Genomic DNA, 14193 nt, shown 5'->3' with positions numbered 1-14193 from the left:
GCGGCTACGCCGGACCGAGCCGAGCCAGGAGCTTCTGCGTGGACATCATCGCCCCGCCGAGCACGGCCGGCAGCCCTCCGCCGGGGTGCACCGACGCCCCCACGCGCCACAGCCACGGCCTCACCGGATCCGAGTAGGGCGGTACGTGGAACGGTCCGCTCATCCACGCGGGGTGCACCGCTCCGTACAGGGCCCCTCCGGCCGAGCCCTGCTCACCGAAGTAGCCGGGATCGAGGATCTCGTGGCGCGTGAAATAGTCCTGGATCGGCTCGGGCAGTCCCAGCACCCGCGTGGTCCTGTCGAGTTCGCGCCGCACGAAGGGGTCCTCGAGCGAGTACGTCTTCCCGTTGGCCGGCGCGGTCAGGAGCAGCGCGAGCGTGGCCGACGCATTCGGGTACACCCCGTGCGCCGGGTAGTAGTTGGCGAACGCCATGGTCTGCTGCGGCTCGTCGCCGGCCTCGAGGCTCGCGTACAGCGCCGCAGGGTCGTCCGGCATGATGACCCCGTGGCGGCTCGTCCCCTCGGGCAGCGGCCGGGCGAGCACGGCGTAGATACCGACGGCGGAGCAGGTGAGCTTCCGCGGGGTCCGGGGCGGGCGGCCCGTGAGCAGTCCACCGAGGCGGTGGGCGTCGAGCGCACCGACGACGGCGTCGGCCGGGTAGGTGCCCGAGGCGGTGATCACCCGCCGCCGTCCGATGCGCTGCGCGGGCTCGCCCGTGCGGATCTCGACGCCGGCGTCGACCGCGAGCCGTTCGAGGGCCAGCACCAGCTCGTAGATGCCGCCCTCCGGGATCCAGACGCCGTCCTGCGCCATGATGGCGGGCATGCTCGCGTACAGGGCGGGTGTGCGGGTGGGGCTCACGCCGGCGTTGAGGGTGTGGATCGCAATCACCTCGCGCAGGCCGTCGGGCAGCCACGGCAGGCTGTCGAGGTAGCTGCGGGTGGTGAGCTTCCGGCCGTACAGCCTGCCCAGCCGGCTCAGTGCCGGATAGGCCGACGGATCGAGCGGAGCCGTGGTCAGCAGGCGCGACACGTCTCCGCCCAGGACGCCGTGCTCGGCGGCGAAGCGTACCCATGATTCGTGCCAGGGGTGGCCCTCGGGCACGGGCAGCGGGCACGCCTCGCCCCGGTGGTAGTAGGTGCCGACCTCCTCGAGCCGTTCGAGGCGGAGGTCCGCGATGCCCGCGGCGTCGGTGGGCCGGGACGGCGAACCGGACGGCAGACGGGTCGACGAACCGGCACTCGAACCGGCACTGGAAGCCATGGTCGAAGCGGGTGCCCCGGGGGCGACGGCATCCAGCAGCGCCAGGAGCTCCTGCCACACGCCCGGGAAGGTGAGGAGCGACGGCCCGGTGTCCATGCGCTGCCCTGCCACCTCGATGCGGCGGCTCTTGCCGCCGACGTGGTCGGCGGCTTCGAGCAGGGTCACGCTGTGGCCCGCATGGCCGAGCAGCGCCGCAGCGGTGAGGCCGCCGATCCCGCCGCCGACGACGACGACCCGGCTCATCGGTACAGGCCCAGCGTCAGCGCGACGACGAGCTGGACGCCCGCGACGGTGCCGGCGACGTACGGGAACGCGATCGAGTAGCGGTACAGCCGGTGCCCCGTCTCGGGACGCGGGTCGCGGTACAGCCCCCACAGGAGCCAGCCGGCGATCAGGGCGTTCACGACGGCGACGGGGATGTTCACCAGCGCGAAGCACACGGTCGAGACGGCCCACCACGCACCGCTCCAGGCGACGACGCCGCGCACGCCGAGACGCACGGCCGTCGTGGTGATGCCCACTCCCCTGTCCTCGTCGATGTCCTGCACGGCGTCGTACGTGTGCTTCGCGGCGCTCCAGGCCATCAGGCCGAGCGCGGCCGCCCACACCGGCCTGTCACCGAGTGCGTAGGGGACGAAGACGAGCGGGAACGCGTAGGCGGCGTTGCTGATCGAATCGAGGTACGGCCGCGCCTTGAAGCGCAGCGGCGGGGCGGAGTAGAAGACGAAGACGAGCGCGTAGAGCGCGATCCAGGCAAGGGCCGCCGGCGGAAGGGTCAGCGCGAACCAGGCGAGGAACGGCACGTTCGTGACGAGGACCGCGAGCCAGATGGCACGGACCTCCGAGGCCCTGATGCGGGCGCCTTCGAGCGAGCCCTTGCGCGGGTTGAGGGCGTCCGTGTCCTGGTCGAAGATGTCGTTGACGCCGTAGATGAGCAGGTTGAACGGCAGCGTGAGCCAGACCAGGAGCGCGAGTGCCTCCGCCTGCCAGAACGTGCCTGTGAGCCACATCCCGACGACGCCGGTGCCCAGGGTGTTGATCCAGAGGACGGGGCGGGAGATGAAGACCATGCGCAGCGCCGCTGGCGCAAAACCTGCCTGGGGCACTGCGGGTGTCCTCCTCGGACCGGCTGGGCGCGCATCGGACGGGCTCGAGCCCTCGTGCGCCGGACGGTCCCCAGCCTACGTGGTCGGCGGCACGCCTCCGCCCCCGCCCTCGTGACTTCGTGCCCGAGGGTCCGAGGGTCCGAGGGTCCGAGGGTCCGAGGGTCCGAGGGTCCAAGGGTCCGAGGGCCAGCCGTCGGCCGGCGGACCGGTGTGTGTCTAGAATCATAGTCGGGCCCGACGGCGTGCTCCCGCTGGACCATCCACCTCCTCGTCAAAGGAACCCCACGCCATATGAAGATCGGAATCCTCACCAGCGGCGGCGACTGCCCCGGGCTCAACGCCGTCATCCGCGGTGCCGTGCTCAAGGGCATCAAGGTGCACGGGCAGGAGTTCGTCGGCTTCCGCGACGGGTGGCGCGGGGTCGTCGAGGGCGACGTCGTCGACCTCCCGCGGCACGCGGTCAGGGGCATCTCGAAGCAGGGCGGCACCATCCTCGGGACGTCCCGCACCAATCCCTTCGAGGGCAAGGGCGGCGCGGACGCCATTCGCGAGAACCTCGACCGCCTCGGCATCGACGCGGTGATCGCGATCGGTGGTGAGGGCACCCTGGCCGCCGCCAAACGGCTCACCGACCTCGGCCTCAGGATCGTCGGCGTCCCCAAGACGGTCGACAACGACCTCGACGCCACCGACTACACGTTCGGGTTCGACACGGCCGTGCAGATCGCCACGGAGGCCATCGACCGGCTCCGCACCACGGGCGAGTCGCACAGCCGCTGCATGATCGCCGAGGTGATGGGCCGCCACGTGGGCTGGATCGCCCTGCATGCCGGCATGGCCTCGGGCGCGCACGCCATCCTGATCCCCGAGCAGCAGACGAGCATCGAGCAGATCGCCGAATGGGTGTCGACGGCGAACGCCCGAGGACGTGCCCCCCTCGTCGTCGTCGCCGAGGGTTTCGTCCCCTCGCACATGGAGCAGGCCCACTCCGAACGCGGGCTCGACACCTTCGGCCGGCCCCGCCTCGGCGGGATCGCCGACCAGCTCGCGCCCGAGCTCGAGGCACGCACGGGTATCGAGACCCGCGCCACGATCCTCGGCCACATCCAGCGCGGCGGAGTCCCGACGTCGTTCGACCGCGTCCTCGCCACGCGCCTCGGCATGGCCGCCGTCGACTCGGTGACGGACGAGCTGTGGGGCACCATGGTGTCCCTCAACGGCACGGAGATAGCGCACGTGGGATTCGAGGCGGCGCTCGGCAACCTCAAGCGGGTCCCCCAGCACCGCTACGACGAAGCCGCCATCCTCTTCGGCTGAGCGATGCACCTCGATCCGGGCACGGTCTCGATCATCCAGCTCGCCTGGTCGCGCCTGCTCGGGCTCGACGACGGTGCCCTCGGCGACGGCGGCTCCGAACGCCTCTACAGCACGGACGACGACGCCTCCCTGCTGACGTTCGTGACGCTGTTCGGGCGGGAGGTCCTCAGGGGGCCGGCCTGGGCCGTCGAGGCAGGGCGGGACCTCGCCGGGCCGGAGCTGCGGAGTGCCTCGACGCTGCTGACGCTCACCCGCGATCACGGGGGGCGTGCTCTCGGCGAGGCCCAGCTGTACTTCTGCGATGCGCTGCCAGAGTTCGACGGGCCGCCCGCCGTGGTCTCGAGCGAGGCCGCGCTCGTCCGCGCACTCGAGCGCAGGTGCCCGCCGGACGACGTCGCCGAGGCGGATCTCGGCGGGGTCGAGCACCCGTTCGTCCTGGTGGACGGGAGCGCTGACGCAGCAGATGCGCAGCCGACGCCGCTGGCGGGCGCCGGGTACGACATCTGGGAGGGCATCCTGGCCCACATCGCCGCCATCACACCGCCGGAGGAACGGCGCAAGGGCTACGCGGGGCGCGTGGCCGCCGTCGCCGTCGAGGAGGCCATGGCCGCGGGCCTCGTGCCCCAGTGGCGTGCGAGGACGGACAACACCGCGTCCCAGCGGACGGCTCGCCGCGCGGGGTTCCTGTACGCGGGGACGCAGACCTCGGTGGCTCTCGGTCGGCGGTGAGCCCGGGCACGGGATCCGGGCCCTACTCGCCGAACAGCCCCACGAGGTCCGTCCGCCCGAACATCTCCGCTGCGGCGCGGGCCGACGGCGTCCCGGCATCGGGATCGGCTCCTGCCTCGACGAGGAGTCTCGCCACCTCGGTGTGGCCCTTGAACACGGCACCAGCGAGCGGTGTCTGTCCGCGGTCGTTGGCCTGGTCGGCGTCGGCGCCCCGGGCCAGGAGATCACGGACGATCGCCGGGTGCCCGTTGTACGCGGAGAGCATCAGCAGGCTGTCCCCGGCCGTGTTCGTCAGCGTGAAGGGGACGCCCGCGTCGAGGTACCGCACCAGCGTCGTGGTGTCGCCCTGCCGGGCGGCGTCGAACAGCGCATGGGCGAGGGCGATCGCGGCCGCTGCGTCCGCTGCTGACTGTGCGTCGCTCTGCTGTGGGTCACCGGCTGCTGCGCCGGCTTCGGACTGCCCGCCGGCGTGCACGCCGGCTCCCGGGATCAGGCTCCCGTCCCGTGGCGTGCCGCCGTCGTCCCCCGTGCTCATCGCGGTGCCCTCAGGAACCCGGTCGCGCGTCCGATCACCTGGCCGGCATCGGGCGCGACGATGACCTCCTGGCCGGCGGCGTACCGCTCCTCCCCGTCCTGGACGAGCAGGTCGGCCGAGGCGTCGACGGAGCGCTTGAGGACGGCGAGGGCGATCGGACCCATCTCGTAGTGGTGGCCCACCGAGGTGACCCGGCCGACGGTGCGGTCCTCGCTGATCACCGGGCTGCCCACCGCCGGGAGGGTGTGCTGGCTCCCGTCGAGGTGCAGGAAGGTGAGCCGGCGGGGCGGATGGCCGAGGTTGTGGACCCGCGCGATCGTCTCCTGGCCCTTGTAGCAGCCCTTCGCGAGATGCACGGCCGTGCGCATGAGGTCGAGCTCGTGCGGGATGGTCTTCTCATCGGTCTCGAAGCCGGGCCGCGGCCGCCATGCGGCGATCCGCAGGGCCTCGGCGGCGAGCGAGCCGGCGAGGGCCAGCCCGGTCGAGGCGACGGCGGCCTCGAGCGCGTCGCGCGGCACGAGATGCTCGAACCACGGCCGTTCGCGCCCGGGGTGCGTGTCGTCGACGGTCGAGTAGGCGTAGCCGCCCGTCCCGACCGTGGGCCATGGGTCCTCCCACACCACGGCGTCGCTGAGTTCCGGCAGGGCGCGGGTGGCACCGAGCACGGCCCAGGGGCCGGTGGCATCGGCGACGTCGACGCGGAGCATGAACTTCATGCGCTCCAGGAACGCGGTGAGCTCAGCGGCCTCGCCGCCCTCGGTGACGAGCCACGTGGTGGTGCCGTCGTCCACGACGTGCGCGGCATGCTCGATGCGGCCCTGCACGGTGAGGAGCAGCGTCTCCGAGCTCTGCCCCGGCTGCAGCCCGAGGAGCAGCTGGGAGGAGAGCGTGTTGAGCCAGCTGAGGCGGTCCGGCCCGGAGACGGTCACCACGCCCCGGTTCGAGAGGTCGACGACGGCCTGCCCGTCGGCCAGGAGGCGCTGCTCGCGGAAGGGGTCGCCGTAGTGGGAGGCCACCCCGGTGTCGGCGCCGCCGCCCTCGACGGCACCGGGTCGGTTGAGGAGAGGGCTGCGCGGGATCATGACGGTATAACGCCTTCCGGGCGGGACTATTCCGCGGTGCTCGTGGTCGTGCTCATTGTCGGGCGCCCTTACGGGGCGCTCAGGACACTTTCTTCAGGATGGCCGAGGCATGGGCCTCGAGGGAGTTGCCGTCGGCCGCGACGTCCCAGCGCCAGTAGAGGTTGCCCTCCACCAGGCCGAACAGGCGCGTGGCCGCGGTGTACTCCTTGGAATGCTGGCCGCGCATCACGAGGTCCGTGCTGAGCTGGATCTGCGGGCCCTTGATGCTGCCGTAGTACAGCTCTGCGATGCCTCCGGGGTGCACGATCGTCGCGGTGATGTCGAAGCCGCCGGCGTCGTTGCGGAACTGCTCCACCTCGTCGGCCGTCTTGAGCGCCGGGACGATGTCCGCGGGGCTCAGTCCGGGACCGACGTCGGCGTCGTTGAGCTTGCGGTCGAGGGCCCAGAAGCCCGTCTCGACGGAGAGCGGTCGCAGCTGTGCCCCCTGCTCGTCGATGAGCCAGGACTCCGCGCTGTACTGCAGGTAGGGAAGGCCGTTCTGCGAGAACGTGACCCGCTGGGAGAAACGCTCCGACTCGGCGGTACCCTCACCGAGCATCCCCGTCCCCTCCCAGGTTCCGAGGAGCCACGACAGCGGGACGAGCTCGGGCGTGAGGTCGGTGGGCAGGTCAATCGACATGGGGGCTCCCGGTCGGTCGGCTACTTCTGGCCCTTGTACAGGCGCGTGATGACAAGGGCTGCGAAACCTGCCATGCCGAGACCGGCGACGACCAGCAGCGAGATGAAGAAGATTTCAAGGGCAAGGATGGACATGCTTCCATCCTAACGCCCGGTCCGGACGGTGCCCGACAGGATCTGCTTGCCCCGTCACATGCGCTCAGGCGAGGAACAGCTTGTCGAGGAGGTACACGACGGCGCCGATGGCGAGCACGGGCGCTATCCCGGCGGCGACCGCCGCGACGACCGCCAGCGGTGCCTCTCGGCCGACGAGCAGGCGGCGCGTCCCCGCGATGACCACACCGCAGGCGAGCCCGACCACCGCGGCGGCGAGCGCCGGCACGTCCGTGAACAGGAGCGCCCCGAGGGGACCGGCCAGTGCGGCGAGTGCGACGGCGACGGGTGCGACGATGCGGTCGGGGAAGGGCAGGAGGCTGACGGCGATCGCGACGAGGACGCTGACCCCGGTGACGAGTGTCATGCCGGAGTCGGCGGCGTTCGCGACGAGGCGATCCGCGGCAACCCAGCCCGACCCCATACCGACGATCACCACTCCCGCGCTCGCCCCGAGCGTCGACTCGAGCCGGAGGCTCTGCCCGGTGCCGCGGAGGAGCTGGATCATGAAGACGGCCCCCACGCCGAGGGCCACCGAGGCGGGGAACCAGGTGAGGAAGGACGGACCGGGGGTGGTGCCAGCGAGGACGACGGCGAGCAGGGCGCTCAGCCCGATGGCCGCCGACAGGCTCTTCCGGGCGGGGACGCGCAGGACGTAGGGCCAGCCGACGGCGGTCAGGAGGCAGGCGACGGCCGTGACGATCACGACCGCCGTCGGGGAGATGTAGGAGGACGCGACGATCGCCCCGGTCGCCAGCGCCGCGGCCCCGGCCGCTGCGGCCACGCTCGTCCTCTTCACCCGAGCAATACTGCCCTACCCGCACAGGGGCTGCGAAAACCTGCGTACGGAGGGAGTAGGGGCGCGTGGGCCACCTCACAAGGGGGCGGCTATACTTGTGCAAATCTCTACCGCCCTCGGATCCCGGCCGGACCCGAGGGCAGCCCTGCCCGATGATGCGCATCCCCGACCCGTGGAGGACACATGCCGCACATCCTGATGCTGACCAACACCACCGGCTCGTCCGTCGAGATCCTGCCGGCGCTCGAACTGCTCAATCACAAGGTGCACACCCTGGCGGCCGAGCCCACGGCCCTGCTGGACACCGATCCGTGCGACGTCGTGCTGGTGGACGCACGGAAGGACCTGGTCGGCGCCCGCTCCCTCACCCAGCTCCTCAAGGCCACGGGCCTGAGCGCGCCCCTCGTCCTCGTGCTCACCGAGGGCGGCATGGCGGCGGTGGCGGCCAACTGGCTCGCGGACGACGTCGTCCTCGACTCGGCCGGCCCTGCGGAGGTGGAGGCGCGACTGCGCCTCGTCATCGCCCGGTCCACGGCGGCCGGCGCGGAGACGAGTACGGAGATCCACGCCTCGGGTGTGGTGATCGACGAGGCCAGCTACACCGCGCGGGTGGGCGGTGAGCCGCTGAACCTCACGTACAAGGAGTTCGAGCTGCTGAAGTACCTGGCCCAGCACCCCGGCCGCGTCTTCACCCGGGACCAGCTCCTGCACGAGGTGTGGGGCTACGACTACTACGGGGGCACGCGCACCGTGGACGTGCACGTGCGGCGCCTGCGCGCGAAGCTCGGGTCCGACCACGAGCAGCTGATCGGGACGGTGCGGAACGTGGGCTACCGCTTCACGCTGACGCGCCTGCCCGAGGACCGCAGTTCGGTCGACCAGAACGCCTGAGCCCGGGACGGCCCGGCACGCAGAAGCCCCCTCCACCCGCGGGTGGAGGGGGCTTCTGCGTCGTTCCTCGCGGAACAGTTGTGGAGGACATACGGGTCGAACGTATCGCGGGCGCCCCACTGGCGCATCCCCCTTGAGCGTGTTCCACACTAGCGCACGGTCCGCAGGGCGCCAAACCCCTCGGCGGGCGGGGCTAGGCTGGGCGCATGACCGCCGCGCAGCCTCTTCCCACCTGGTCCGTCGAGAGGACCGCGGGCGCCCCCGGGCCGGCCGTCCTCGACGACATCCGACGGCTCGCCGCCGCAGCGGCGGAGGCGGACGGCAACCCGCCCCTGTCGGAGCAGACACTCCTGACCCTCCGTGCACAGGACGCCGGCGACCGCCTGCTCGTCCTCACGGCACGCACCTCCGGGCAGCAGGAGGCCGAGCTCGCCGGCGTCGCCGTCATCACGCGCAGCACGGACGGCGCGGTCCTCGAACTCGTCGTCGGCCCCGACTGCCGCGGGGAGGGAGCCGGCACCGCCCTCATCGAGGCGGTCCTGGCCGAGGGTCTCGACGATCTGCAGGGCTGGTCGCACGGCAACCATTCGGCTGCCGCGGACCTCGCCGCACGCTTCGGTTTCGTCCCCGTGCGCGAGCTGTGGCGCATGCGCCTGACGCGCGGGGCCGCCGAGCAGTCCCTCCCGGAGGTGCACCCGCCCGACGGCGTGGCGCTGCGCGCGTTCGTCCGCGGCCAGGACGAGGAGGCGTGGCTCGCCGCCAACGCGGCTGCGTTCGCCCACCATCCCGAGCAGGGCGCCACCACGCGGGCGGACCTCGAGGCACGGATGGACGAGGAGTGGTTCGACGCCGAGGGCTTCCTGCTCGCCGTGCGGGAGGAGGACGGCGCACTGCTCGGCTTCCACTGGACCAAGGTGCACCCCGGCATCGGTGCGCACCCGCCCATGGGCGAGGTCTACGTGGTGGGCGTGACGCCCGAGGCGCAGGGACTGGGGCTCGGCAAGGCGCTGACGATCGCGGGCATCGAGTACCTCCACGGCAGGGGCCTGCAGGCCATCATGCTGTACGTCGACGCGGACAACACGGCCGCCGTCGCCCTGTACCGGAAGCTCGGATTCACCCGCTGGGACGTCGACGTCATGTACGCGGGCGAACGGGCGTAACCCACCTTGTAAGGTTGTTTCCGAGGCGTGTCCAGGCCCGGCGGGCGTGGACACGCGCCCATGCCCGCCCACGCTGCAGGAGACGCAATGGATGAGACACGACGCCGGAGCGCGTCCCTGTACGGATCTTCCGAGACGGCTCCGGCCCGGGCGACCCAGGACCGCATCGACATCCCCGACTTCGCCCCGAGTCTCCTGCCCACCGGCGACATCCGCCCCGACCGCTTCCTGGACCGCGAGATCAGCTGGCTCGACTTCAACGCCCGCGTCCTCGAACTGGCCGAGGACCCCGACCTGTTCCTGCTCGAGCGCGTCAACTTCCTCTCCATCTTCGCGTCCAACCTCGACGAGTTCTTCATGGTGCGCGTCGCCGGCCTGAAGCGGCGCATCGCCACCGGCCTGGCCGTACCCTCCGCCGCGGGGCTCAGCCCCATCGAGCAGCTCGAGAAGATCATGAGTGACGGCTACCAGCTGCAGCAGCGCCATGCGGCGGTGTTCGCCGAGCACATCCGGCCGGCGCTCGCCGAGGAGCAGATCCACCTCACCACCTGGGAGGAACTGGACGAGACCGCCCGCGCCGAGCTGCACAAGATGTTCGCCGAGAAGGTCTTCCCGATCCTCACGCCGCTCGCCGTCGACCCGGCCCATCCCTTCCCCTACATCTCGGGGCTGTCCCTGAACCTCGCGGTCGTGGTCCGCAACCCGGTCAGCGACAAGGAGCTCTTCGCGCGCGTCAAGGTGCCCGACCAGCTGCCGCGCCTGATGTCCGTCGACGGACCGCGTGCCGGGAACGTCGCCGGGCGCATCGCACGCTTCATCCCGCTCGAGGAGGTCATCGCCGTCCACCTCGACCAGCTCTTCCCCGGCATGGAGGTCCTCGAACACCACCTGTTCCGGGTCACGCGCAACGAGGACCTCGAGGTCGAGGAGGACGACGCCGAGAACCTCCTCCAGGCCCTCGAGAAGGAGCTCCTGCGCCGCCGGTTCGGTCCGCCCGTGCGCCTGGAGGTCACCACGGACATCAACCCGAGCATCAGGGCGCTCCTGTCCCGCGAGCTGGGCGTGGAAGAGGACGAGGTCTACACGCTCCCCGCTCCCCTGGACCTGCGGGGCCTCAGCGTGATCGCCGGGATCGACCGCGGCGACCTGCACTACCCGAAACACGTCCCGCACACGAGCCGCCACCTCAACGAGAGCGAGACCTCGAAGGCCGCGAACGTGTTCGCCGCCATGCGGCGCCGCGACATCCTGCTGCACCACCCGTACGACTCGTTCTCGACGTCCGTGCAGGCGTTCCTGGAGCAGGCGGCCGCCGATCCGAAGGTCCAGGCCATCAAGCAGACGCTCTACCGGACCTCGGGCGACTCCCCGATCGTCGATGCACTGATCGACGCCGCCGAGGCGGGCAAGCAGGTGCTGGCCCTCGTGGAGATCAAGGCCCGCTTCGACGAGCAGGCGAACATCTCCTGGGCCCGGAAGCTCGAGCAGGCCGGCGTGCACGTGGTGTACGGCATCGTGGGCCTCAAGACGCACTGCAAGCTCTCGCTCGTGGTGCGGCAGGAGATCGACGGCCTGCGCCGCTACTGCCACATCGGCACCGGCAACTACCACCCGCGTACGGCCCGGTACTACGAGGACCTCGGTCTGCTCACCTCGAACGAGCAGGTGGGCCAGGACCTCTCGCGTCTGTTCAACCAGCTCTCCGGCTACGCCCCGAAGTCCACGTTCAAGCGACTGCTCGTCGCTCCGCGCTCGGTGCGCTCGGGCCTGATCGACCGGATCGAACGGGAGATCGCCAACAAGCAGGCGGGCCGCGCCGCTCGCGTGGTCATCAAGGTCAACTCGATGGTGGACGAGGCGATCATCGACTCGCTCTACCGTGCCTCGCAGGCCGGCGTGAGGGTGGACGTGATCGTCCGCGGCATCTGCTCGGTCCGGCCGGGGGTCCCCGGGCTCAGCGAGAACGTGACCGTCCGCTCGGTCCTGGGCCGGTTCCTGGAGCACTCGCGCGTCTTCGCCTTCGCGAACGGCGGCGAGCCTGCGGTGTTCATCGGCTCGGCGGACATGATGCACCGCAATCTGGACCGCCGCGTGGAGGCCCTCGTGCAGCTCAGTGCGCCCGAGGACATCTCCTACCTGATGAGCCTCATGGACCGCTACATGAACCCCGAGGTCTCCAGCTGGCACCTCGACGAGACGGGCTGCTGGACGCGCCACCACAAGGACGACGACGGCGCACCCCTCGAGGACATCCAGTCCTGGCTGCTCGCGTCCAGGGCACGGCAGCGAGCGGTGTCACGCCGCTGATGGCCGCACCGATCGACGACACCACCGCCGCTTCGACCCAGGGCGCGGGCCAGGTCATCGCCGCCGGGACGCTCTGCTGGCGGCTGGAGAAGGGCCGCCTCCAGGTCCTGATCATCCACAGGCCCCGGTACCACGACTGGTCGTGGCCGAAGGGCAAGCTCGATCCGGGCGAGACGACGCCCGAGTGCGCCGTCCGCGAGACCTTCGAGGAGGTGGGGTTGAGCGTCAAGCTCGGCATCCCCCTCGCCACCATCAGCTACCCGGTGTCCTCGGGCGAGAAGGTCGTCCTGTACTGGGCCGCGAGGACGGATCGTCTGCGTCCCGTCCCGGACGGCAAGGAGGTCGACCGGGTGCAGTGGGTGTCGCCGGAGAAGGCCCGCGACCTGCTGAGCAATCCGTCCGACGTCGAACCCCTCGACGCCCTCGTCGCGGCGCACGACGCGAAGGATCTGCAGACCTGGCCCCTGATCGTGGTACGCCACGCAAAGGCGAAGCCGCGCTCCTCCTGGAGCCGGGCAGAGGGCGACCGGCCCCTCGCCGCCACGGGTCGACGGCAGGCGATCGCGGTGAGCCGCCTGCTGCAGGCGTGGAACCCGGAACGCGTGGTGAGCAGCCCGTGGGAGCGCTGCGTGCAGACCATCTCCCCCTATGTGAACCAGCGCAGCGCGAAGCTCAAGCTCGTCGACGCCCTCACCGAACGCGACGCCGCGCGCAGGCCGGGACGCACCAGGGCTGCGGTGGAGCGGGTCCTGGACAAGCGCCGGCCCGTGGCCCTCTGCACGCACCGTCCGGTGCTGCCGCTCGTGTTGTCGGTGCTGGGCGATCACATGCCGGCCGCGCTGCGGGAGCTCCTGCCCGTCGAGGACCCCTACCTCGCCCCGGGCGAGGCGGTCATCTGCCAGGTGAGCAGTGCGAACCAGGGGCGCATCGTCTCGGTGGAGCAGTTCCGCGCATACGACGACTGACCTGCCGGTTCGGCGGGGAGGAGCAGTTCACGTGGAGTCAGCGCCGATACGGCCTCCGTTCACGCCCTGTTCATCCCGCGTGCCTAGTGTCGGACCTTCACCCACGGAGCGGCAGCGACGACAGGACAGTACCCATGGCCGATGTGAAGGGCCTCGTTCGGGCACTCGCACCGCACGAGATCGAGCAGATCCACCGGATCGGGCCCTCGGGGCCATTGACGCCGAGGCTCCTGCACGCCATCGATCGTGCTGCCGGCGGTCCCGGGGAGGGCCGTGGTTATTACGTCTACGGCCGTTCGGCGGACAGCGACCGGCCCCGGCCGTTCGTCCTGCGGGACGATGTGTGCGCCGAGCTGTTCGGCCACCACCAGGGTCGGTGACGACCGGACCCGACCCCGTGCATGGTCGTCCATGGCCGTGACGGGATGAAGCCCTCCCCCGGGGCCTCCGCCGCCCGCGCCGCTCCGGCCGGTCTGCCGCCGCGTGTGTCGCTCCGCCTGAGGGCTGTCGGGTCCGCTGCGGTGCTGCCGGAGGTCGGCGCGATGTTCGCGCTCCTCGACGATGTCGAACGTGCACGGGCGGTGCGCACCGGTGACCTCGCGACGGCCGGTACCTTCATCGCGGGCCGTTACCTCCTGCGCCTGCTCACCGCCGAAATCCTCGGTGTGCCCGCGGGGGACCTCGTCCCGTGCTTCGCGTGTCCGCGCTGCGGACCGGTCTCCGGAGCCGACCACGGGCGGCCCGCGTACCAGCTCGACGGCGAACCGGTGCCCCTGGCGCTCAGCCTCTCGCGGGCCGGGGGGTTCGCCCTCCTGGGAGCGCTCGACCTGCGTGGCATCGTTCCTGCCGGGGCTCCCCTGCCGTCCCTCGGCGTCGATCTCGCCACCGCGACCACCGTGGCATTCGACGGCTTCGACGACGTCACCCTGACTCCCGGCGAGCGGCTCGCCGTCCAGCGGCTGCCCGCTGCCCACCGGGATCGGGCACGGGCACGCCTGTGGGCGCGCAAGGAGGCCCTGGTCAAGGCACTGGGTACCGGCTTCGCGGAGCGCGACCCGGACACGGTCGGGGTGCTGCAGGACGGCAGGATCACCGACCTCCACGCCGTCGACGGTGCCGTGCTGGAGCCGCTCGGCCTCGTAGCGGCGGTCGCGGTCGTCCCGTGAGACCGAGGGAGTGTCGTTCCGCAGGGCTCGGGGCCACC

14 protein-coding genes are annotated in these 14193 nt (G+C 71.3%); 8 read left to right on the top strand and 6 right to left on the bottom strand.

Annotation, left to right across the window (positions count from 1 at the left end; all coding sequences use genetic code 11):
• Window positions 1–4 precede the first annotated feature (4 nt).
• The gene (locus AC4D2O_RS11105; protein ID WP_490907327.1) at window positions 5–1507 is read right to left on the bottom strand and encodes a phytoene desaturase family protein; all 1503 of its coding nucleotides are present in this window, start codon (window positions 1505–1507) and stop codon (window positions 5–7) included.
• Complete coding sequence (locus AC4D2O_RS11100; protein ID WP_490907324.1) at window positions 1504–2370, bottom strand: UbiA family prenyltransferase; 867 nt, start codon at window positions 2368–2370, stop codon at window positions 1504–1506. Before AC4D2O_RS11100 ends, AC4D2O_RS11105 begins: the two co-directional genes overlap by 4 nt.
• Window positions 2371–2661: 291 nt before the next feature.
• On the opposite strand from AC4D2O_RS11100, the gene AC4D2O_RS11095 reads away from it, so the two are divergent.
• Both AC4D2O_RS11095 and AC4D2O_RS11090 read left to right on the top strand, forming a co-directional pair.
• A complete protein-coding gene (locus AC4D2O_RS11095; RefSeq protein WP_490907322.1) occupies window positions 2662–3687 on the top strand; it encodes a 6-phosphofructokinase in 1026 nt (341 codons plus the stop codon).
• 3 nt (window positions 3688–3690) lie between these two features.
• Window positions 3691–4416, top strand: coding sequence for a GNAT family N-acetyltransferase (locus tag AC4D2O_RS11090; protein WP_490907320.1), 726 nt, complete (start codon window positions 3691–3693; stop codon window positions 4414–4416).
• A gap of 22 nt (window positions 4417–4438) precedes the next feature.
• Here the strand turns inward: AC4D2O_RS11090 and AC4D2O_RS11085 are convergent, their stop codons facing one another.
• The 4 genes from AC4D2O_RS11085 to AC4D2O_RS11070 form a co-directional block, all read right to left on the bottom strand.
• Window positions 4439–4801 carry an ankyrin repeat domain-containing protein gene (locus AC4D2O_RS11085; RefSeq protein ID WP_490907510.1) on the bottom strand — a complete coding sequence of 121 codons (363 nt, stop codon included), beginning with the start codon at window positions 4799–4801 and terminating at the stop codon, window positions 4439–4441.
• 146 nt (window positions 4802–4947) lie between these two features.
• On the bottom strand, window positions 4948–6033 hold the full coding sequence (gene ygfZ, locus AC4D2O_RS11080) for a CAF17-like 4Fe-4S cluster assembly/insertion protein YgfZ (RefSeq protein WP_490907318.1): 1086 nt from the start codon (window positions 6031–6033) through the stop codon (window positions 4948–4950).
• A gap of 79 nt (window positions 6034–6112) precedes the next feature.
• Window positions 6113–6712 (bottom strand): nitrobindin family protein, encoded by a 600-nt coding sequence (locus AC4D2O_RS11075; RefSeq protein ID WP_490907316.1) that lies wholly within the window; start codon window positions 6710–6712, stop codon window positions 6113–6115.
• Window positions 6713–6910: 198 nt separating this feature from the next.
• On the bottom strand, window positions 6911–7663 hold the full coding sequence (locus AC4D2O_RS11070) for a hypothetical protein (protein ID WP_490907313.1): 753 nt from the start codon (window positions 7661–7663) through the stop codon (window positions 6911–6913).
• 183 nt (window positions 7664–7846) lie between these two features.
• On the opposite strand from AC4D2O_RS11070, the gene AC4D2O_RS11065 reads away from it, so the two are divergent.
• The 6 genes from AC4D2O_RS11065 to AC4D2O_RS11040 all read left to right on the top strand — a co-directional run bounded on the left by AC4D2O_RS11065 (window position 7847) and on the right by AC4D2O_RS11040 (window position 14155).
• On the top strand, window positions 7847–8554 hold the full coding sequence (locus tag AC4D2O_RS11065) for a winged helix-turn-helix transcriptional regulator (protein WP_490907310.1): 708 nt from the start codon (window positions 7847–7849) through the stop codon (window positions 8552–8554).
• Window positions 8555–8760: 206 nt separating this feature from the next.
• Window positions 8761–9717 carry a mycothiol synthase gene (gene mshD, locus AC4D2O_RS11060; RefSeq protein ID WP_490907307.1) on the top strand — a complete coding sequence of 319 codons (957 nt, stop codon included), beginning with the start codon at window positions 8761–8763 and terminating at the stop codon, window positions 9715–9717.
• Window positions 9718–9804: 87 nt separating this feature from the next.
• On the top strand, window positions 9805–12024 hold the full coding sequence (locus AC4D2O_RS11055) for an RNA degradosome polyphosphate kinase (protein ID WP_490907305.1): 2220 nt from the start codon (window positions 9805–9807) through the stop codon (window positions 12022–12024).
• Window positions 12024–12989, top strand: a complete 966-nt coding sequence (locus tag AC4D2O_RS11050; protein WP_490907301.1) for an NUDIX hydrolase — start codon at window positions 12024–12026, stop codon at window positions 12987–12989. The genes AC4D2O_RS11055 and AC4D2O_RS11050 overlap by 1 nt, the downstream gene beginning before the upstream one ends.
• A 134-nt stretch (window positions 12990–13123) precedes the next feature.
• Entirely contained in the window at window positions 13124–13369 is a 246-nt protein-coding gene (locus AC4D2O_RS11045) for a hypothetical protein (protein ID WP_490907297.1), read from the top strand.
• Between the two features lie 45 nt (window positions 13370–13414).
• The gene (locus tag AC4D2O_RS11040; protein ID WP_490907292.1) at window positions 13415–14155 is read left to right on the top strand and encodes a 4'-phosphopantetheinyl transferase family protein; all 741 of its coding nucleotides are present in this window, start codon (window positions 13415–13417) and stop codon (window positions 14153–14155) included.
• Window positions 14156–14193: the final 38 nt, after the last annotated feature.

Source organism: Arthrobacter sp. TJ-238, assembly GCF_058269215.1.
Note: the sequence above shows the minus strand (reverse complement) of the source record. Positions and strands in the feature narration are given on the sequence as shown.

Coding starts and splice junctions, on each gene's coding strand:
- AC4D2O_RS11065 (WP_490907310.1), top strand. CDS start 7,847: ATGCCGCACATCCTGATGCTGACCAACACCACCGGCTCGTCCGTCGAG.
- AC4D2O_RS11040 (WP_490907292.1), top strand. CDS start 13,415: ATGAAGCCCTCCCCCGGGGCCTCCGCCGCCCGCGCCGCTCCGGCCGGT.
- AC4D2O_RS11045 (WP_490907297.1), top strand. CDS start 13,124: ATGGCCGATGTGAAGGGCCTCGTTCGGGCACTCGCACCGCACGAGATC.
- AC4D2O_RS11050 (WP_490907301.1), top strand. CDS start 12,024: ATGGCCGCACCGATCGACGACACCACCGCCGCTTCGACCCAGGGCGCG.
- mshD (WP_490907307.1), top strand. CDS start 8,761: ATGACCGCCGCGCAGCCTCTTCCCACCTGGTCCGTCGAGAGGACCGCG.
- ygfZ (WP_490907318.1), bottom strand. CDS start 6,033: ATGATCCCGCGCAGCCCTCTCCTCAACCGACCCGGTGCCGTCGAGGGC.
- AC4D2O_RS11075 (WP_490907316.1), bottom strand. CDS start 6,712: ATGTCGATTGACCTGCCCACCGACCTCACGCCCGAGCTCGTCCCGCTG.
- AC4D2O_RS11055 (WP_490907305.1), top strand. CDS start 9,805: ATGGATGAGACACGACGCCGGAGCGCGTCCCTGTACGGATCTTCCGAG.
- AC4D2O_RS11105 (WP_490907327.1), bottom strand. CDS start 1,507: ATGAGCCGGGTCGTCGTCGTCGGCGGCGGGATCGGCGGCCTCACCGCT.
- AC4D2O_RS11095 (WP_490907322.1), top strand. CDS start 2,662: ATGAAGATCGGAATCCTCACCAGCGGCGGCGACTGCCCCGGGCTCAAC.
- AC4D2O_RS11090 (WP_490907320.1), top strand. CDS start 3,691: ATGCACCTCGATCCGGGCACGGTCTCGATCATCCAGCTCGCCTGGTCG.